We start from the raw sequence: 19,262 nt of genomic DNA on the forward strand, positions 1-19,262 counted from the left end.
GATGACGGGGAAGGGACGAGGCCTGGGTGCGTGATCCGGCCCACGTCGTACATGCGCCAGCGCTCCGAGCGATCGGCGGCGACCCCCTACCCTTCCAAACTCTTCGACGCCTGCTCGAACAGGTCCTTGCTGATCCCCGGCGTCGCCACGATCCGCTCCAGCTCGGCGCGCATCAGGGCGGCGCGCGCGGGGTCGAAGCGGCGCCAGCGCCCGAGCGGCGGCAGCAGCCGCGCCGAGGTCTGCGGGTTGAGCGGGTCGAGCGCGAGCAGCTGGTCGGCCAGCCAGCGATAGCCCGCGCCACCGGCGACGTGGAACGCGCGCTGGTTGACCGCGAAGGCACCGATCAGCGCGCGTGCGCGATTGGGGTTGGCGAGCGAGAAATCGGGGTGGCGCGCCAGCTCGGCGACCAGCGCGGGCGTGTCGTCGCGCGAGGCCAGCGCCTGGGTCTGGAACCATTTGTCGAGCACCAGCGGGTTGTCGGCGTAGCGCGCGTAGAAGGCCGCCAGCGCGGCGTCGCGCTCGGCCGAATGGCCGCTCGCCAGCGCGGTCAGCGCGCCCTGACGGTCGGTCATATTGTCCGCCTCGTCGAACTGCGCCCAGGCGAGCGAGGGCGCGTCGGCCGCCCCGCCCGCCTGGAGATAGTGGAGCGCGACGTTGCGCAGCCGCCGCACGCCCTTGGCCGCGGGCGTGTAGGCATAGGGCGCGCGCTCGCCGGGGTCGCAGGCGGCGCGCCAACGCTGGTCGAGCGCGCGCGCCAGGTCGCGGCGCAGCGCCTCGCGCGCGGCGAACACCGCCTCCGGCTCGACGGTGGCGAGCTGATCGCCGATGAAATTCTCCGACGGCAGCAGCACCGCCTCGGCGACGAAGGCGCGGTCCAGCCCGGGGTCGTCGAGCGTGTCGGCCACCGCCTCGATCACCGCGCCATGGTCGGCCTCGCCCTCCACCGTCGCCGCCACCAGCGTGTCGAGCATCAGCTGCTGCATCGCCTCGTAGCGCGCGAACGGATCGTCGTCGTGGCGCGCGAGGAAGGCGAGATCGGCGGCGGTGCGGTCGCTCTCCACGATCACGGGCGCGGAGAAGCCGCGGTTGATCGAGAGGATCGGCCGTTCCGGCACGTCCTCGAAGGCGATGCTCTCGGCGGCGTCGCGCAGCACCACGAGCCGCTCCGCGCCGAGCGGCTCACCGGTGGCGCTGCCGAACAGCCGCACGCGCAGCGGCAGCACCTGGGGCGCCTTGCCGCTCTGGCCGGGCGTGTCGGGCACCTTCTGCGCGAGATGGAGCAGCGCGCGGCCGCTGCCGGGCTCGTGCCCGACGCTGGCGGACACGCGCGGCGTGCCCGCCTGGCTGTACCACAGGCGGAACTGCGCGAGGTCGACACCGCTCGCCTCCTCCATGCAGCGGACGAAATCCTCGCAGGTGGCGGCGGTGCCGTCGTGACGGTCGAAATACAGCTCGGCGCCCGCGCGGAAGGCGGCGTTGCCCAGCATCGTCGCCATCATGCGGATCAGCTCGGCGCCCTTGTTGTAGATGGTGGCGGTGTAGAAGTTGCTGATCTCGATGTAGCTCTCCGGGCGCACCGGGTGGGCGAGCGGGCCGGAATCCTCGGGGAACTGCGCCGCGCGCAGGCCGCGCACGTCCTCGATCCGCTTGACCGCGGCGGAGCCCTGGTCGGCGCTGAACGACTGGTCGCGATAGACGGTGAAGCCTTCCTTGAGGCTCAGCTGGAACCAGTCGCGGCAGGTCACGCGGTTGCCTGACCAATTGTGGAAATACTCGTGCGCCACCACGGCGGCGATGGCGTCATAGTCATAGTCGGTCGCTGTGTCGGGATCGGCGAGGATGTAGCGGCTGTTGAAGATGTTCAGCCCCTTGTTCTCCATCGCGCCGAAGTTGAAGTCGTCGACCGCGACGATGTTGAACACGTCGAGGTCATATTCACGACCGTAGACGCGCTCGTCCCACGCCATCGAGAGCTTGAGCGCGTCGAGCGCGTGCGCGGTCTTGGGCAGGTCGGCGGCGCGTACCCAGATGCCGAGCTGCACCTCGCGCCCCGAGCGGGTGGTGAACGTGTCGCGGTTCACCGCCAGGTCACCCGCCACCAGCGCGAAGAGGTAGGAGGGTTTGGGATAAGGGTCGTGCCACTCGGCCCAGTGACTGCCGTCCTGCCCCTCGCCCCGCGCGACGGGGTCGCCGTTGGCGAGCAGCACCGGGAAGCGGCGCCGGTCGGCGCTCATGCGCACGCGATAGGTGGCGAGCACGTCGGGCCGGTCTGGGAAATAGGTGATACGACGAAAGCCCTCGGCCTCGCATTGCGTGCAGAGGATCCCGCCCGAGGCGTAGAGCCCCATCAGCTGGGTGTTGCGATCGGGCGCGATCTCCACCTCGGTCTCGATCACGTGGCGCTCGCCGTCGAGCGGGATCACCAACTGCTCGCCCTCGAGGGTCCAGCCGGTCGCCGCCGCGCCGTCGACCGTCACCGCCAGCGGCACCTGCCCCGCGCCGTCGAGCCGCAGCGGCTGGTCGTGCGTCCCGTGGCGTACCACGCCGAGCCGCGCGCGGACCCGGGTGAGCGTCGGGTCGAGCGCGAAGTCCAGTTCCACCTCGGGCACGAGCCACGCCGGCGGCCGATAGTCGCGGCGATAGGTGACGAGCGGTGAGGCGGCGGTGAGGCGTGCGTCCATGGTCCTGACTATAATCGGGCGCGGCGCAGGTTCCATGGGAAAGCGGCGGCGGCCGCGGCGGCCGCACCGACCGGCATCATGCTCAGGATGCGAGGCTCCTCGGGACAGTCGCGCTGCCGGCGCGAACGTACCGGCTCGGCGCTCCCTCAGCCGCCACTCGGCGCGTGCGTGGCGCGCGAAGCTAAGCTACGGCGATTCTTTCCTATTGTTCGAAAGCCGCCGATGTACCGCCGTATCGCCCTCCTGCTCGCCTGCACCTGCGCCACCGTCGCCACCGCCCAGGCTCCCACGCCCCTGCCGACCCCGGCCGCGCGCAACGCCGCGCTCACCGCGCCGCTGCCGGCCGACCAGGCCGCGATGAAGGCGCACGTCATGTTCCTCGCCTCGGACGCGATGCGCGGACGCGAGGCGGGCAGCGGCGAGTATGACATCGCCGCGCAATATGTCGCCGCGCAATTCTATGCCGCCGGGCTCAAGCCGATGGGCGACGACGGCGGCTATCTCCAGAAAGTGCCGCTCACCGCCTACAAGATCGCCGGCCAGGGCGACTTCAGCTGGACGCCAGCGGGCGGCACGTCGCGCCCGCTCGTCTTCGGCACCGATTATGTGCCCGCCGCCAACCCGGCCGCCAAAGCGACGCGCGTGTCCGCGCCGCTGGTCTATGTCGGCTACGGCCTGTCGGCGAGCGCCTATGGCATCGACGATTACGCCGGCGTCGACGTGCGCGGGAAGATCGTCGCCTATGTCGGCGGGGTGCCCGCCGGGCTGCCCAGCGAGGTGGCGGCGACGCTGAGCGGCGCGCCCGCGCGGCTCGCCGCCGCGGCGGCGCACGGCGCGGTGGGGGCGATCGCGATCGCCGACCTGCGCTCGCCCGGCCGCGGCGCACCGGGGTTCGACACGGCCAGGAAAGGATATGACTCGGAGCGCGTGACCTGGGCGCTGCCCGACGGCACCGGCAGTACCGCCACGCCGTCGGTGCCGCTGCTCGGCACGCTCTCCACCGCCGGCGCGGCCAGGATCTTCGCGCGCGACTGGGCGGCGATGGCGCGGGCGGCGAAGAAGAAGGTGCTGCGCACTCGCGCCGTCGCCGCGGCGGGCACGCTCAGCGTGCAGAGCGCGACCGGCTTCCGCGCGCTGCCGAGCAGCAACGTCATCGGCATGATCCCGGGCACCGATCCGAGCGTCGGGCGCGAGACCGTGGTGCTGTCGGCGCACCTCGACCATGTCGGCGTCGGCAAGGCGGTGAAGGGCGACACGATCTACAACGGCGCGCTCGACGACGCGATCGGCATCGCCAGCCTGATCGAGGAGGCCAAGCGCTTCAAACAGGCCGCGCCGCCGAAGCGATCGGTGCTCTTCCTCGCCGTCACCGCGGAGGAGAAGGGACTGGTCGGCAGCGACTATTTCACCAACCACCCGACCGTGCCGATCGCCGACATCGTCGCCGACGTGAACCTCGACATGCCGATCCTCACCTATAAGTTCGAGGACATGGTGGCGTTCGGCGGCGACCGCTCGTCGCTCGGTCCGATCATCGCGCGCGCGGTCGGTGCCATCGGCGTCGGCCTCTCGCCGGACCCGATGCCCGAAGAGGCGATCTTCGTCCGCTCGGACCATTTCCGCTTCGTCCAGAAGGGCGTGCCCTCGGTCTTCCTGTGGCCGGGTCAGAAAGGGCCGGGCAAGGCCGCGGTCGCCGACTTCATGGGCAACTGCTACCACAAGCCGTGCGACGACCTGACGCAGCCGATCCTGTGGGACCAGGGCGTCCGCTTCGTCGACGCCAACTATCGGATCGCGCGCGGGATCGCCGACGCCGCCGACCGGCCGCGCTGGAACAAGGGCGATTATTTCGGGCTGCTGTTCAAGGGCCCGATGGCGGCTCGGTGAGATGAGCTGCGCGGGGCGGCGCGCTCAGTCGAGCGCGCGCGCCGCCCCCTCCGCGTAGACGTGCGTGCACACCTGCGCCTCGGGCGTGTCACCCGGCTCGAGCGCGGCGACCGTCACCCAACCCTGCGCGCGCATCGCCGCGCCCTGCTCGGCCGGCGTACCGAACGGCAGGAACAGGCGGCGGCGCTCGCCGGCGGGCTGGTCGCCGATCAGACGGTCGGCGAAGAGCGAGAAGCCGGTGGCCGCCTCCTCCGCGCCGCCCTCGTGCACCACGGTATAGGTGCCACCGCGCCCGACCTCGGCCGTCGCGCCGCCGGCGAACAGCGAGAAGCCGAGCCAGCTCTGATATTCGAAGCCGTGGCGCTCGGTCGGGTCGAGCGTGAGCAGCGCGCGCCCGTCGACCGCGCGCGCGATCGCGGCGAGCGCGTCGAGCCGCGACGCCAGCACATCGTCGCGGTCGAAGTCGCGCAGCCGCGCCAGCGCCTGGTCGAACGGCCCCGCCGCGGCGACCAGCGGGAGATAGTCGGGCGCCAGCTCGGCGACCGCGCCCGCGTCCTTGGCGTCGAGCCGCTGGCGCAGCGCGTCGAGCTTCTCGGGCGCGACCGGCAGCGCGCCCGCGGCGAGCGTGTCGACCAGGTCGGGCAAGGTGAAGTCGATCGAGGGGCGCGCCACGCCCGCCGCGGCGATCGCCTCGATCGCGACCGTCACCACCTCCCGCGCCGCCGCGACCGTGTCGAGCCCGAACAACTCGGCGCCGATCTGCCGCGTCTCCCGCGCCGGGGCGAGCTGGCTGGCGCGGAGCTTGAGCACCGCGCCGGCGTAGCTCAGCCGCACCGGGCGCGGGTGGTGCCCCATCCGCGTCGCCGCGATCCGCGCCACCTGCGCGGTGAGGTCGGGCCGGATCGCGAGCGTGCGCTGCGACACCGGGTCGACGAACCGCACCGCGTCCTGCAGCGCCCCCGCCTTGAGCCGCGAGCCCAGCCCCTCGGCGAACTCGGCGAGCGGCGGGTCGACCCGCTCATAGCCGTGCGCGCGGATCGCGCCGAGCACGCGCGCCTCGAGCGCGGCGGCGGCGTCGGCCACCGGCGGCAGGCGGTCGCGCAGGCCCTCGGGCAGCAGCGCGGTCACGCGCGCGTCTCCCGCTCGTCCGCCACGTCGAGGCAGGGGTGAGGCGTCATCTTCATCGTCACGTCCGCGTTGCGGCGGCGCACCCGATGGCCGCGCGCCTCGAGCCCTGCTGTCCGCCGTTCACCGCCCGATTGGTCGCTGCGCGCGCCGCCGTCAACCTCGCGGCCCCGCGTCCCCGAGACTGAGGCGCAAGTGCCTGAGAAAGCACGGCACCCGCGCGCGTCCCGCGGCGTTATCCCGCCATGCCAACACCCCCTGACCACCCGCTCCGCCTCGGCTTCCCGGTCAAGGTGATGGGCAAGCCCGGCCTGAAGAGCGGCGACACGCGGCGCTGGCAGGCCAGTCCGCACCTGCGCTGCTCGCTCGAGCAGGTCGACAAGGTGCTCGACTATCTCGCCAGCGAGCGGCTCGACATGTACCGGCTGTCGTCCGACCTGGCGCCCTATGCCACCCACCCCGACATGCCGCAGTTCCACGACATGGTGCGCGAGAGCGACGCCGAGCTGGCCGCCTTCGGCGCCAAGGCGCGCGCGCTCGGCATCAGGCTGTCGTTCCACCCGTCGCAGTACGTGCTGCTCAACAGCCCCGACGAGGCGCTCACCGCCAAGTCGATCTGGGACCTGTCGTCGCAGGCCGAGATGCTCGACCGCATGGGCCTCGACGACGAGGCCGTGATGGTGACGCACGTCGGCGGCGTCTACGACGACCATGACGCCAGCCGCGAGCGCTGGCTGCGCGGGTGGGAGCGCTGCCCCGAGCACGTGCGGCGTCGGCTGGTGCTGGAGAACGACGACCTGCGCTTCTCCGCCGCGGACGCTCTGTGGATCAACGAGCGCACCGGCGTGCGGCTGATCTTCGACTATCAGCATTTCTGGTGCCTCAACCCCGAGGGGCTCGACCTGCGTGACACGCTGGAGCGCTTCCTGGCGAGCTGGCCCATCGGCGTGCGGCCCAAGATCCATTTCTCCTCACCCCGCACCGAGATGCGCGAGGTGAAGCAGAAGATCACCGCCAAGCAGCGCGCCAGCGGGAAGACGGTGCGCGCGGGCGAGCTGGTCAAAGCGCCGGTCAAGGCGGGCGCGCGGGTGAAGACGGTGCTGCGGCCGCCGGTGTGGACCGGCCACGCCGACTTCACCAACCCGTTCGAGTTCGCCACCTTCATGCGCACCGCCGCGGGGCTGGTGTTCGACGTGATGATGGAGGGCAAGGCCAAGGACATCAGCCTGCTCAAGCTGCGCCCCGACCTGCTGCGCTACGCCCCCGACGTGGCGGCGCGCTTCGGTATCACGGCGGCCGACGCCGACGCGCTCGCCGCGGACGAGGCGGCGCTGGCGAGCGGCGGCGCCGCGGCGGACGAGGCGCCCGACGTGGACGAGGGCGAGGCGTGAGGAAGCCGCCCTCCTCATCGTCGCCCCGGCGAACGCCGGGGCCCAGTTGGGGAACGTGAGTGGGCCTCGCTCCGGCCTTCCCAATTGAACCCCGGCGTTCGCCGGGGTGGTTGTACGCAGTTCAGGCCGCTACTCGCGATACCCCGGGCTCACACGGTCGAGCTTGCGCAGCAGCGCGGGCCAGGCGAGCGCCTGCGCCACCATCCCCATCCCCGCCGGGCTCGCCTGGTGCGCCACTTTCTCCTCGACGCCCTCGGGCGGCGGGTTGAGCCCGTCGCGGCCGGCCGCCAGCATATGCACCTGCGCCTGGCACGCGCGCTCCAGGAAGTAGAGCCGCAGGAAACAGGCCGCGACCGAGTTGCCGACCGCGAGCGTGCCGTGGTTGCGCAGGATCATCGCGTTCCTGGTGCCCAGGTCGGCGACCAGCCGAGCGCGCTCGTCCAAGTCGGTCGCGATGCCCTCATAGTCGTGATAGGCGACGTCGTGGCTCGCGATCATCGCGGTCTGGGTATGCGGCAGCAGCCCACACGCCATCGCCGACACCGCCTGGCCGTGCGGCGTGTGGAGGTGCATCACCGCGTGCGCGTCGTCGCGCGCCATGTGGATCGCGGAGTGGATGGTGAAGCCCGCGGGGTTGACCGGATGGTCCGAGCGGCCGACCGGCTGGCCGTCGACGTCGATCTTGACCAGCGCCGAGGCGGTGATCTCCTCGAACATCATGTCGTACGGGTTGATCAGGAAATGGTGCTCGGGCCCGGGCACGCGCGCCGAGAGATGGGTGAAGATCAGGTCGTCCCAGCCGTACAGCGCGACCAGCCGGTAAGCGGCGGCGAGATCGACCCGCGCCTCCCACTCGCCGGGCGCATAGGCCGCCGTGTCCACGGATGCGAGCGTCGCCATCGCCTCTCTCCTCCTATTTTCGGAGGAGCGTAGAGGAAGCGCCGCGGAGTCGCCAGCGCGCGGTTGGGCGAGCAGCAGGACGGCAGCCGCCCCGATAGATCCGACCCCTCTTCCCGCAGCCGTCACCCCGGCGAAGGCGGGACCTTTGCAGAAGTGGTGCGACCTTCCTCATCTTTCGTCATCCCGGACTTGTTCCGGGATGACGAAGTAGGGGGACATTCGCGGAACGAGAAACGGCCGCCCGCCCAGCCCTCAGTCGACGAAGGCGCGCTCGATCACGAACTGCCCCGGGTTGGCGTTGGAGCCCTCGACCAGCCCGCGGTGCTCGAGCATCGACGCCACCTCGCGGATCATCGCGGTGGAGCCGCACAGCATCACGCGGTCGTTCTCGGGGTCGAACCTGGCCTCGCCGCCGAGCCCGTCGAACAGCCGCCCGTCCTCGATCAGCGCGGGGATGCGCGCCTGGACCGGGAAGTCCTCGCGCGTGACCGTCGGCAGGTAGCGGAACTGCGTCGCCGCCTGCTCCGACACCAGCGGATCGTCCGCCAGCCGGGCCTCGAGCGTCTCGCGCCAGGCGAGGTCGTCGACGCGGCGGACGCCGTGCACCACCACCACCTCGTCGAAGCGCTCGTACACGTCCGGGTCGCGCGCGACGCTGAGGAAGGGCGCCAGCCCGGTGCCGGTCGAGAGCAGGAACAGGCGCCGCCCGCCGAGCAGCGCGTCGAGCACCAAGGTGCCGGTCGGCTTCTTGCCGAGATAGACTTGGTCGCCGGCCTCGATCTGCTGCAGCCGCCCGGTCAGCGGGCCGCCGGGCACCTTGATCGAGAGGAACTCGAGCTCCTCGGCCCAGGCCGGGCTGGCGATGGAATAGGCGCGCATCACCGGCTTGGCGGCCTTGCCGTCCTCGCCCTCGACGCCGGGCAGGCCGATCATCACGAACTCGCCCGAGCGGAAGCGGAACGAGGCGGGGCGCTCGACCGCGAAGCTGAACAGATGCTCGTTCCAGTGGCGCACCCAGGTGACCGCCACGCTGTGGAAGGCGGTGGATTCGGGAATGAGCACTGGCGCGCGGAGGTCGGTCATCGGCGATCCGGTCTGAGTACGGGGAATGTCGTGCGAATGGGGCGCATTATGACGCGAGGGCGGCCCGGTCAACGATAGCCGGGCTTGGGCGGGGCGCGCTCAGGCTTGTCTCGGCGCGCCGTCGCGCTGGGCCAGCGGCGCCTGGAGGAAGCGCAGCGCGACCCACTCGATCGCGGTGACGGTACGCGCGAGCGCGGGCTCGGTGACGAGCGTCGCCGCGATCCGCCGCGCCGCGTCGCGCTCGCCGTGCATCGCCGACTCGACCAGCGCGAGCAGCACCGCCTCGTCGTCGCTCACCGCGCGCGCGGTCGCCGCCCCGAAGCGGAGCCAGCGCTTTCCCTCGCGGTCGAGCGCCGCCATCACCGTCGCGAAGTCGGGCAGCGCCGCGCTGACGCCGCGCCACGCGAACGCCGGCGCGAGCGCGCGACAGGCGCAGCGCCCGCCGCGCGTCACCATCGTCCAGTGGCGCATGGCGCTGACGAGGAAATGGAGGTGCTCGTCGAGCTCGTCGAGCGGCCGGTCGAGGAAACGGTACATCGACACCTCTGTTTGCGATTGACTCGCAGTAGCTTCGATCGGGTGTGAGAGCAAGAGGCTAGGTGTCCAAGATCCTCACCGCGCGGCGGGGAGGATCGGCATGGTCCCACACCCTTCCCCCCGCCCCTTCCCGCGCCCATATCAGCGGCATGGCGATCCAGATCCGTACGTCCCTTGCCGAGCCGGAGACCGGCAACGACTTCGTCCCGCACCGTCCCAACCGTCCGCAGAAGGTCGAGGGCGGCCGTCCCTTCAAGCTCGTCAGCGAGTATCAGCCCTCGGGCGACCAGCCCACCGCGATCCGCGAGCTGGTCGACGCCGCCAGGGCGGGCGAGCGCGACCAGGTGCTGCTCGGCGTCACCGGCTCGGGCAAGACCTTCACCATGGCCAAGGTGATCGAGGAGATGCAGCGCCCCGCGCTGATCCTCGCGCCCAACAAGATCCTGGCGGCACAGCTCTACGGCGAGTTCAAGAGCTTCTTTCCCGAGAACGCGGTCGAGTATTTCGTCAGCTACTACGATTACTACCAGCCCGAGGCCTATGTCCCGCGCTCCGACACGTACATCGAGAAAGAGAGCTCGATCAACGAGTCGATCGACCGGATGCGGCACTCGGCCACGCGCTCCCTGCTCGAGCGCGACGACGTGATCATCGTCGCCTCGGTCTCGTGTCTGTACGGCATCGGCTCGGTCGAGACCTATTCCGCGATGATCTTCGACCTGAAGAGGGGGCAGAGCGTCGACCAGCGCGAGATCGTGCGCAAGCTGGTCGCGCTGCAATACAAGCGCAACGACGCCGCGTTCCAGCGCGGCAACTTCCGCGTGAAGGGCGACACGCTCGAGATCTTCCCGTCGCACTATGAGGACAGCGCCTGGCGCATCTCGTTCTTCGGCGACGAGATCGAGGAGATCGTCGAATTCGACCCGCTCACCGGCAAGAAGAGCGCCTCGCTCAACTCGGTGCGCATCTACGCCAACTCGCACTATGTCACCCCCGGGCCGACGATGAAGCAGGCGGCGGAAGCCATTCGCCACGAGCTCAGCGAGCGGCTCAAGGAGCTGGAGATCGAGGGCAAGCTGCTCGAGCGCCAGCGGCTGGAGCAGCGCACCAACTTCGACCTGGAGATGATCGCGGCGACGGGCAGCTGCAACGGCATCGAGAATTACAGCCGCTTCCTCACCGGCCGCCTTCCGGGCGAGCCCCCGCCCACCCTGTTCGAATATTTGCCCGAGAACGCGCTGCTGTTCGTCGACGAGAGCCACCAGACGATCGGGCAGATCAACGGCATGTCTCGCGGCGACCACCGTCGCAAGATCACGCTGGCCGAGTACGGCTTCCGCCTGCCCTCCGCGATCGACAACCGTCCGCTCCGCTTCAACGAGTGGGACGCGATGCGCCCGCAGACCGTGTGCGTCTCCGCGACCCCGGGCGGCTGGGAGATGGAGCAGGCCAGCGGCGTGTTCGCCGAGCAGGTGATCCGTCCCACCGGGCTGATCGACCCGCCGGTCGAGATCAAGCCGGTCGAGGAGCAGGTCCAGGACCTGATCGTCGAGTGCCGCGCCACCACCGAGAAGGGCTATCGCACGCTCGTCACCACGCTGACCAAGCGGATGGCGGAGGACCTCACCGAATATATGCACGAGGCGGGGATCAAGGTCCGCTACATGCACTCGGACGTCGAGACGCTGGAGCGCATCGAGCTGATCCGCGACCTTCGGCTGGGCGTGTACGACGTGCTGATCGGCATCAACCTGCTGCGCGAGGGGCTCGACATCCCCGAGTGCGGGCTGGTCGCGATCCTCGACGCCGATAAGGAGGGGTTCCTGCGCTCCGAGACGTCGCTGATCCAGACGATCGGGCGCGCCGCGCGCAACGTCGACGGGCGCGTGATCCTCTACGCCGACCGGATCACCGGCAGCATGGAGCGCGCGATGAACGAGACCGCGCGCCGGCGCGAGAAGCAGGAGGCGTACAACCTGGAGCACGGCATCACGCCGACGACGATCCGCCGCAACATCGGCGACATCATCGCGCACGTCGCCTCCAAGGACCAGGTCACGGTCGAGATCGACGACGAGCGGCCGCACATGGTCGGCCACAACCTGCGCGCCTATATCGAGGAGCTCGAGAAGAAGATGCGCAAGGCCGCGTCGGACCTCGAGTTCGAGGAGGCGGGGCGGCTGCGCGACGAGATCCGCCAGCTCGAGCAGGAGGAGCTGGGACTACCCGTCGAGCAGCAGAAGGCGCCGCTGATGGGCCGCTCGAACGAGGGCAAGCCGGGGACGCGCAAGACGCGGTTCGGCAAGACCCAGCGGAAGTTCGGGAAAAGATGAGGTCGGCTGGGATCGCTCGGTGAGAGGGTGAGACCGTCCTCCCCGATGATGCTCGCCGGCCTCGTCACTCCGGCGTAGCGCGACCCCTTACCAACGAACCTTCCGTCATCCCGGACTTGGTCCGGGATTCGCCGCGCCGCATATCCTTCGAACGTTGCTCTCGCGGAAGAGTGGATCCCGGAACAGCTCCGGGATGATGAAGAAGCGCAGCGCCGCCTCACCCCGTGACGAAACAGGCCTCCCCGGCCACCTTGAGCCGGCCGCACAGGTCCGCCGCCGCGCCCGCGCTGCCGGCGTTGACTCGCAGCCGGTAGACGCTGCGCCCGTTCACCGTCGCCGGCTGCACCACCTTGCCCAGCGCGGCGACATAGCCGAAGCGCTTGGCGATCGCGCTCCACGCGACGCTGGCCGCCGCCTCGGTCGGGAAGGCGCCGAGCTGCACCAGCGCGCCGCCCGTCCCCGCCCCCGGGACGCGCGGCACCGGCGCGGCGACCGGGCGCGCCGCGCGCAGCGGCGCCGCCGCCTGCGGCACCGCCGCGCTCACCGAGGACGCGCCGCCGCCCGGCGTCGGCCCCGCGCTCGGTGCCGCGCTCGGCGCCGCGCTCGGGCGCGCGATCGGCGCCTCGGGCACCGCGGAGAGGTCGATCGCCGCCGCGCCGTTGCTGCCCGCGCTCGCCGCGATCGCCGAATCGCCCTCGCCCTCCACCTTGAGCCCGCCGGGCTCGTCGGGGCGGATCTTATAGTCGCCCGCGGGCGCCGCGATCAGCGCGCCCTCGCCGCCCGCGCCGCGCTGGTAGTGATAGAGGCCGAACAGCACCCCGCCGAGCACCACCAGCCCCAGCAGCACGAGCAGCACCACCCGACCGACCGGCGCCCCCTCGGGCTCGTCGGGCTCGACCGTCTCGAGCCAGGGCAGCCGGTCCTCGTCGCCGCGCGCGAACGACCCAGACCTCGACATCAGTGCATCTCCGTGACCGCCTCCACGCCCATGATGGCGAGGCCGTTGCGGATAATCTGGCCGATCGCGCTGGCCAAGGACAAGCGCGCGGCGGTGACCTGAGCGTCCTCCGGGACGAGGAAGCGCCGCTCCGGCCGATCGTTGCCGACGTTCCACAGCGCGTGGAACTCTGCCGCCAAATCATAGAGATAAAACGCGATCCGGTGCGGCTCGCGCGCCGCGGCGGCGGTCTCGACCACGCGCGGGAACTGCGCCGCGCGCTTCACCAGCGCCAGCTCCTCCGTATCAAGCCGGGACAGGTCGGCGGCCGCGGCGCTGATCCCCGCCTCGGCCGCGCGACGGTGGAGCGAATGCACCCGCGCGTGCGCGTACTGCACGTAGAACACCGGGTTCTCCTTCGACGCCTCGACCACCTTGGCGAAGTCGAAGTCCATCTGCGCGTCGCTGCGGCGGGTCAGCATGGTGAAGCGCACCACGTCCTTGCCGACCTCGCGCACCACGTCGGCGAGCGTGACGAAATTGCCCGCGCGCTTCGACATCTTGACCGGCTCGCCGCCGCGCAGCAGCCGCACCATCTGCACCAGCTTGACGTCGAAGCGGGTCTTCCCCTCGGTCAGCGCGGCGACCGCGGCCTGGATGCGCTTGACCGTGCCGGCATGGTCCGCGCCCCAGATATCGATCAGCTGATCGGCGCCCTGCGCCTTCTGGAAGTGATAGGCGAGGTCGGCGCCGAAATAGGTCCAGCTGCCGTTCGACTTCCTGATCGGTCGATCCTGGTCGTCACCGAACCGGCTCGAGCGGAACAGCGGCAGCTCGACCGGCTCCCAGTCGTCGGGAGTCTCGCCCTTGGGCGCCTCGAGCACGCCGTCGTAGACGAGGTCGCGCGCGCGCAGCCACGCCTCGGCTGCCTCGGGCTTGCCCGCGGCCTGCAGCTCCGCCTCGGACGAGAAAAGGTCGTGGTGGATGCCGAGCAGCGCGAGGTCGTCGCGGATCAGCACCAGCATCGCCGCCACGGCGCGCGCGCGGAACAAGGCGAGCCACTCGCCCTCCGGCGCGGCGGCGTAAAGGTCGCCGAACTCCTCGGCGAGCGCGCGGCCGACTGGGATGAGATAGTCGCCGGGGTACAGCCCCTCGGGCACCGCGCCGACCTGCTCGCCGAGCGCCTCGCGGTAGCGCAGGTGCGCCGAGCGCGCGAGGACGTCGACCTGCCCGCCGGCGTCGTTGACATAATATTCGCGCACCACCGGGTGGCCGGCGAACTCGAGCAGGCTGGCGAGCGCGTCGCCCACCACCGCGCCGCGGCAGTGACCCATGTGCATCGGGCCGGTCGGGTTGGCCGAGACATATTCGATGTTGACCGTCACTCCCGCCCCGCCGGTCGAGCGGCCGTAATCCGCCGCCGCCGCGTGGATCGCGCCGATCTCGCCGCGCCACACATCGTCGCGCAGCCGCAGGTTGATGAAGCCCGGCCCGGCGACGCTCACCTCGGCGACGTCGGGCAGCGCGCGCAGCTCGCCTGCCAGCGCCTCGGCGAGCGCGCGCGGGTTGGTCGCGGCCGGCTTGGCGAGCACCATGGCGGCGTTGGTGGCGAGGTCCCCGTGGGCCGGATCGCGCGGCGGCTCGACCGTGACGTTGCGGCGGTCGAGCCCGGCCGGCAGCGTGCCGGCGGCGGTGAGCGCGTCGAGCGCGGCGTCGAGATGAGCGGCGAAGCGGGTGAAGAGCGTCATAGGCGCGGCGCCTTAGCCGATGCGCAGGGGCGACGCAAAAGCGTGGCGGAGGAGCCCCCGCACAGCTGCAATCGCTGCAATCACGTTTGCGCACAGCTCAGTTGCGCATGTTGCGATGCACCATCCATGTTGCGACGCATCAAACGGGCACTCGCCCCCCAGCCTGGAGCAACCTTCATGCGCACCGCCACGATCCTCGCTGCCGCCGCCGCCGCCGCCGCGCTGGCCGCCTCCGCCGCGACCGCCGCCCCGGCCGAGCGCAGCTTCACGCGCGACGGCCACACCTATGTCTACACCACCAGCGCGCTCGACTCGCAGCGCACGGTGATCGAGGGCCGCGAGGTCGGTCGCGGCGGTCGCTTCCGCCTCGTCGTGAACGGCGACCGCGTCTCGGGCCAGGCCAACGGCGTGCCGGTCTCGTTCCGCGCCGCGCAGCCCCTGCCGGCCAACGTCGCGGGCGTCGCCAACTGAGCGACGAGAGGGGCGGGGTCGCGGTAAAGCACCGCCCCGGGGGGTGACCCTCCCCCTCCCCCTCCCCCTCCCAGCGGGAGAAGGGCGGAGCGGCGACGCCGCCGGGTGAGGGTCACCTCATCCGAGCGTCGAACCCATTACCTCACACCGTCCGCTCGTCGGCCAGCCCGCACGGCGCGCCGGTCTCCACCTGCAGCGTCGCGTGGCCGATGCCGAAGCGCGCGTGCAGCATCTCCTGCGCGGCGTGGAGAAAGCCGTCGCCCGGGTGGCCGCCCGGCATGCAGAGATGCGCGGTGAGGCTCGGCTCGGTCGTCGACATCGGCCAGATATGCAGGTCGTGGATCGCGGCCACCCCCGGCAGCCCCGCCAGCGCGGCGCGCACGCCGTCATAGTCGATCCCGCGCGGCACCGCCGCCAGCGCCATCTCCACCGTCTCGCGCAGCAGGCCCCAGGTCTGCCAGAAGATCACCGCCGCGATGACGAGGCTCACCGCCGGGTCGATCCAGCCGAAACCGGTGACGTAGAGCGCGATCCCCGCGGCGACCACGCCCGCGGACACCACCGCGTCGGCGAGCATGTGGAGATAGGCGCCGCGGATGTTGACGTCGCCGTCGCGCCCGCGCGCGAACAGCCAGGCGGTGACCGCGTTGACCGCGATCCCCGCGCCCGCGACCATCGAGACGGTGAGCCCCGGTACCGGCTGCGGCGTGCCGAAGCGGTGCACCGCCTCCAGCGCGATCGCGCCGATCGCCACCAGCAGCAGCAGCGCGTTGGCGAGCGCGGCCAGGATGGTCGAGCCCTTCAGCCCATAGGTGAAGCGCTTGGACGGCGCCGCGCGCGCCAGCGTCGCGCCGCCCCAGGCCACCGCCAGGCCGAGCACGTCGGAGAGATTGTGCCCAGCGTCCGCGAGCAGCGCCATCGATCCCAGCACCAGCCCGGCGCCGCCCTCGGCGACGACATAGGCGAGGTTGAGCCCGATCCCGATCGCGAAGGCGCGGTCCCAGCGCTCGGGCAGGGCGTGGTGATGATGGCCGTGCGAGTCGTGATCGTGCTGGTGGTGCGCGTGCGCGTGGTGGTGACCGTGGCCCATGCGGGTGCGTCTAGCATCGCGCGGGCGGAGGGCGCCAGCGGCGTGGCGTGGGGCGACGGTCGAGAGGCGGAGGTGGTCTCGATCACCCTCTGCCTCGAAGCGACGAAGATCCTCTTCGGCACGGGGAGGGGGACCGCTCGCGAGGCGAGTGGTGGAGGGGCGCTTCCGCGGACGTCGCGCTATAGGGAAAGCCCCCTTCACCACCGCGCTGCGCGCGCCGCTCCCCCTTCCCCGCTAGCGGGGAGGAGCCGCCTCACCCCGCCTCGAGCAGCCGCTCCGCCTGCGCGCGCGCCTCGTCGGTGACGGTCGCGCCGGAGAGCATCCGCGCGATCTCCTCGCGGCGCTCGGCGGCGTCGAGCGGGCGCACGCCGGTGCGGGTCACCACCCCGTCGCTCGACTTGGCGATCAGCCAGTGCGTCGCGCCGCGCGCCGCTACCTGCGGGCTGTGCGTCACCACCAGCAGCTGGGTCGCCTGCGCCAGCCGCGCCAGCCGCTCGCCGATCGCGCTCGCCACCGCGCCGCCCACGCCCCTGTCGATCTCGTCGAAGATCATCGTGGTGGCGCCGCCCTCCTGCGCCAGCGCCACCTTGAGCGCCAGGATGAAGCGCGACAGCTCGCCGCCCGAGGCGATCTTGGCCAGCGCCGCGAACGGCGCGCCCGGGTTCGTGGCGATCTCGAACTCGACCCGGTCGCGCCCCGCCGGCGACCAGTCGTTCTCCGCGAGCGGTGCGACCACGGTGCGGAAGCGCGCCGCGTCGAGCTTCAGCGGGGCCAGCTCGTCCGCCACCGCGGCGTCGAGCCGAGACGCCGCCGCGGTGCGGGTGGCGGTCAGCGCCGCCGCCGCCGCCTCGTAGCGCGCGCGCGCCTCGGCTACCGCGCGCTCCAGGCTCGCCAGCCCCTCCTCGCCCGCGTTGAGCCGCTCGAGCTGGGCCGCCAGATCGTCCGCCAGCGCGGCGAGCGCGTCAGGCTGTACGCGATGCTTGCGCGCCATCGCGCGCAGCTCGAACAGCCGCGCCTCGTCGTCCTCGAGCCGGCGCGGGTCGTAGAGCAGCGCCGCCGCGGCCTCGCGCAGCCGCTCCTCGGCGGCGCTGCCCTCGATCAGCGCGCGGTCGACCGCCGCGAGCGCGTCGGCGAGCGCGGGATGATCCTCGGCGACCCGTTCCAGCACGCGCGCGGCCTGGCGCAGGTGAGTCAGCGCGCCGTCGCCGCCGTCGAGATGGTCGGTCACCGCGCCCAGGTCGTCGGCCACCTTCTCGGCGCGTTGCATCGTGCGGCGGCGCTCCGCCAGCGCCTCCTCCTCGCCCGGCTCGGGCGCGAGCGCGACGAGCTCGGCCACCGAATGGTCGAGCCACTCGCGGTCGCGCTGCGCCGCCGCGATGCCGTCGCGCGCCTCCGCCAGCGAGCGCTCGGCGGCGCGCCACGCCGCATGCGCCTCCGCCACGGCGCGGGTGTTGCCGCGCGCATAGGCGTCCAGCAGAGCGCGATGCCCCGCCGCGGCGAGCAGCCCGCGGTCGTCGTGCTGGCCGTGGATCTCCACCAGCAGCGCGCCGAGTTCGCGCAGCAGCGCCGCCGAGGCGGGCTGATCGTTGACGAAGGCGCGGCTGCCGCCATCGGCCTTGACGAGGCGGCGGATGATCAACGGCTCGCCCGGCTCGAGTTCCAGGCCGTTGTCGGCGAGCAGCGCCGCCGCGGCGGCCGACGCGTCGAAGCTGGCGGTCACCACCGCCTGGGTCGCGCCGGCCCGCACCAGCCCGCTCTCGCCGCGGCGGCCGAGCGCCAGCCCCAGCGCGTCGAGCAGGATCGACTTGCCGGCGCCGGTCTCGCCGGTGAGCACACCGAGGCCCGCACCGAAGTCGAGTTCGAGCGCCTCGATCAGCACGACGTCACGGATGGATAGCGCGGTCAGCATCGGCCTGCGCTCCTTAGCGGCGAATCGTGCGCCTGTTTACCCCTTCTGTTCCGCCCCCGCGCTTTACTGCGGTCCGGTCGGCGTGGTCGCGGGCGTGTCGGTGACCGCGCCCGGCGCGGTGCTGCCCGAGGGATTGTCGCCGCCGGTGGTGGCCGGCGTCGTCGGCGCCGGCGCCTCGGCGCGGGGCGGCGGGGCGGTCGCCTCGCCCGGCACGCCGGGGCGAGTCGCGACCGGCACGACCAGCTCGCCGGGCGCGAGCGGCGCGATCGGCTTGGCGGGATAGTCCTTCATCAGCTTGTACGCGCGCTGGTACCATTCGGTGCCCGGATAATTGGCGCCGAGCACCGCCGCGGCCTTCTCCGCCTCGGCGCGCACACCGAGCGCGAGATAGGTCTCGGTCAGCCGCATCAGCGCCTCGGGCGCGTGGGTGGTGGTCTGATATTCGTCGACGACGCGGCGGAAGCGCAGCGTGGCGGAGAGCCACTGCCGGCGCCGCTCGTAGAAGCGGCCGATCTCCATCTCCTTGCCGGCGAGATGGTCGCGCACCAGGTCGATCTTCAGCCGCGCGTCGGCGGCATAGCGCGTGTTGGGATAGCGTCGCGTCAGCTCGCCCAGCGCGTCCTGCGCCTGCGAGGTGATCTTCTGGTCGCGCGTGACGTCGTTGATCTGCTCGTAATAGCTCATCGCGACGAGGTAATAAGCATAGGGCGCGTCGCGGTTGCCGGGATGGACCGAGAGGAAGCGCTGCGCCCCCTGGATCGACTGGGTATAGTCTCGGTTGAGATAATAGCTGAACGCTCCCATCAGCTGCGCGCGCCGCGCCCATACCGAGTAAGGATGCTGTCGCTCGACCTCGTCGAAGAGCGCCGCCGCCTCCTTGTAGCGGCCCTGGTCGAGCCGCTGCTTGGCGGCCGAGTAGAGCGTGCCGACGTCGCGCGCGACATAGGGCAGATCGGCGCGGTTGCGGTTGCCCGCGCAGCCGGCGACCGGGAGCGCCAGCGCGGCGACGAGCCCGAGCGCCAGCGGCCGGACGACGGGAGAGCGGAAAAGGGGGGTACGCATCGACCGGGCTCTTAGCTTAAGGAGGTCGCGACGAACAACGGCTTTCACGCGGACGCAACGCGCCGCGCGCACGACACGTTGACGCCGCTCACTCGCTCGCACCCAAGG

The 19,262-nt window shown here is 71.7% G+C and carries 14 protein-coding genes; 4 read left to right on the top strand and 10 right to left on the bottom strand.

The features are described from left to right. Nucleotides 1-86: 86 nt before the first annotated feature. On the bottom strand, nucleotides 87-2,681 hold the full coding sequence (pepN, locus tag KZ813_RS18670) for an aminopeptidase N (protein ID WP_219756498.1): 2,595 nt from the start codon (nucleotides 2,679-2,681) through the stop codon (nucleotides 87-89). Nucleotides 2,682-2,903: 222 nt separating this feature from the next. Here pepN and KZ813_RS18675 point away from each other — a divergent pair, with 222 nt between their 5' ends. Beyond that, nucleotides 2,904-4,568, top strand: coding sequence for a M28 family peptidase (locus tag KZ813_RS18675; RefSeq protein ID WP_219756499.1), 1,665 nt, complete (start codon nucleotides 2,904-2,906; stop codon nucleotides 4,566-4,568). 24 nt (nucleotides 4,569-4,592) lie between these two features. Here the strand turns inward: KZ813_RS18675 and KZ813_RS18680 are convergent, their stop codons facing one another. Further along, complete coding sequence (locus KZ813_RS18680; protein ID WP_219756500.1) at nucleotides 4,593-5,696, bottom strand: ATP phosphoribosyltransferase regulatory subunit; 1,104 nt, start codon at nucleotides 5,694-5,696, stop codon at nucleotides 4,593-4,595. 242 nt (nucleotides 5,697-5,938) lie between these two features. Here KZ813_RS18680 and uvsE point away from each other — a divergent pair, with 242 nt between their 5' ends. Further along, nucleotides 5,939-7,084: a UV DNA damage repair endonuclease UvsE gene (uvsE, locus tag KZ813_RS18685; protein ID WP_219756501.1), complete on the top strand. Its 1,146-nt coding sequence runs from the start codon at nucleotides 5,939-5,941 to the stop codon at nucleotides 7,082-7,084. Between the two features lie 129 nt (nucleotides 7,085-7,213). On the opposite strand, the gene KZ813_RS18690 is transcribed toward uvsE, so the two are convergent. From KZ813_RS18690 to KZ813_RS18700, 3 genes are all read right to left on the bottom strand, one after another. Continuing rightward, a complete protein-coding gene (locus KZ813_RS18690; RefSeq protein WP_219756502.1) occupies nucleotides 7,214-7,984 on the bottom strand; it encodes a class II aldolase/adducin family protein in 771 nt (256 codons plus the stop codon). A 252-nt stretch (nucleotides 7,985-8,236) separates the two neighbouring features. Continuing rightward, entirely contained in the window at nucleotides 8,237-9,067 is an 831-nt protein-coding gene (locus KZ813_RS18695; protein ID WP_219756503.1) for a ferredoxin--NADP reductase, read from the bottom strand. Nucleotides 9,068-9,166: 99 nt separating this feature from the next. Beyond that, the gene (locus tag KZ813_RS18700; protein WP_219756504.1) at nucleotides 9,167-9,604 is read right to left on the bottom strand and encodes a hypothetical protein; all 438 of its coding nucleotides are present in this window, start codon (nucleotides 9,602-9,604) and stop codon (nucleotides 9,167-9,169) included. A gap of 149 nt (nucleotides 9,605-9,753) precedes the next feature. On the opposite strand from KZ813_RS18700, the gene uvrB reads away from it, so the two are divergent. Then, a complete protein-coding gene (gene uvrB / locus KZ813_RS18705) occupies nucleotides 9,754-11,937 on the top strand; it encodes an excinuclease ABC subunit UvrB (protein WP_219756505.1) in 2,184 nt (727 codons plus the stop codon). Nucleotides 11,938-12,154: 217 nt separating this feature from the next. Here the strand turns inward: uvrB and KZ813_RS18710 are convergent, their stop codons facing one another. Together KZ813_RS18710 and argS are read right to left on the bottom strand one after the other, a co-directional pair. Continuing rightward, nucleotides 12,155-12,895, bottom strand: a complete 741-nt coding sequence (locus KZ813_RS18710) for an SPOR domain-containing protein (RefSeq protein ID WP_219756506.1) — start codon at nucleotides 12,893-12,895, stop codon at nucleotides 12,155-12,157. Next, the gene (gene argS / locus KZ813_RS18715; protein ID WP_219756507.1) at nucleotides 12,895-14,622 is read right to left on the bottom strand and encodes an arginine--tRNA ligase; all 1,728 of its coding nucleotides are present in this window, start codon (nucleotides 14,620-14,622) and stop codon (nucleotides 12,895-12,897) included. Before argS ends, KZ813_RS18710 begins: the two co-directional genes overlap by 1 nt. A gap of 177 nt (nucleotides 14,623-14,799) precedes the next feature. Here argS and KZ813_RS18720 point away from each other — a divergent pair, with 177 nt between their 5' ends. Further along, complete coding sequence (locus KZ813_RS18720; RefSeq protein ID WP_219756508.1) at nucleotides 14,800-15,093, top strand: hypothetical protein; 294 nt, start codon at nucleotides 14,800-14,802, stop codon at nucleotides 15,091-15,093. A 142-nt stretch (nucleotides 15,094-15,235) separates the two neighbouring features. On the opposite strand, the gene KZ813_RS18725 is transcribed toward KZ813_RS18720, so the two are convergent. The 3 genes from KZ813_RS18725 to KZ813_RS18735 all read right to left on the bottom strand — a co-directional run bounded on the left by KZ813_RS18725 (nucleotide 15,236) and on the right by KZ813_RS18735 (nucleotide 19,154). After that, nucleotides 15,236-16,183 carry a cation diffusion facilitator family transporter gene (locus tag KZ813_RS18725; RefSeq protein WP_219756509.1) on the bottom strand — a complete coding sequence of 316 codons (948 nt, stop codon included), beginning with the start codon at nucleotides 16,181-16,183 and terminating at the stop codon, nucleotides 15,236-15,238. 253 nt (nucleotides 16,184-16,436) lie between these two features. Further along, nucleotides 16,437-18,092, bottom strand: a complete 1,656-nt coding sequence (gene recN, locus KZ813_RS18730; protein WP_219756510.1) for a DNA repair protein RecN — start codon at nucleotides 18,090-18,092, stop codon at nucleotides 16,437-16,439. A gap of 63 nt (nucleotides 18,093-18,155) precedes the next feature. Further along, the gene (locus KZ813_RS18735; RefSeq protein WP_219756511.1) at nucleotides 18,156-19,154 is read right to left on the bottom strand and encodes an outer membrane protein assembly factor BamD; all 999 of its coding nucleotides are present in this window, start codon (nucleotides 19,152-19,154) and stop codon (nucleotides 18,156-18,158) included. Nucleotides 19,155-19,262 lie beyond the last annotated feature (108 nt).

This window comes from Sphingomonas folli (genome assembly GCF_019429525.1).
In the GTDB taxonomy this organism is placed as follows: domain Bacteria; phylum Pseudomonadota; class Alphaproteobacteria; order Sphingomonadales; family Sphingomonadaceae; genus Sphingomonas; species Sphingomonas folii.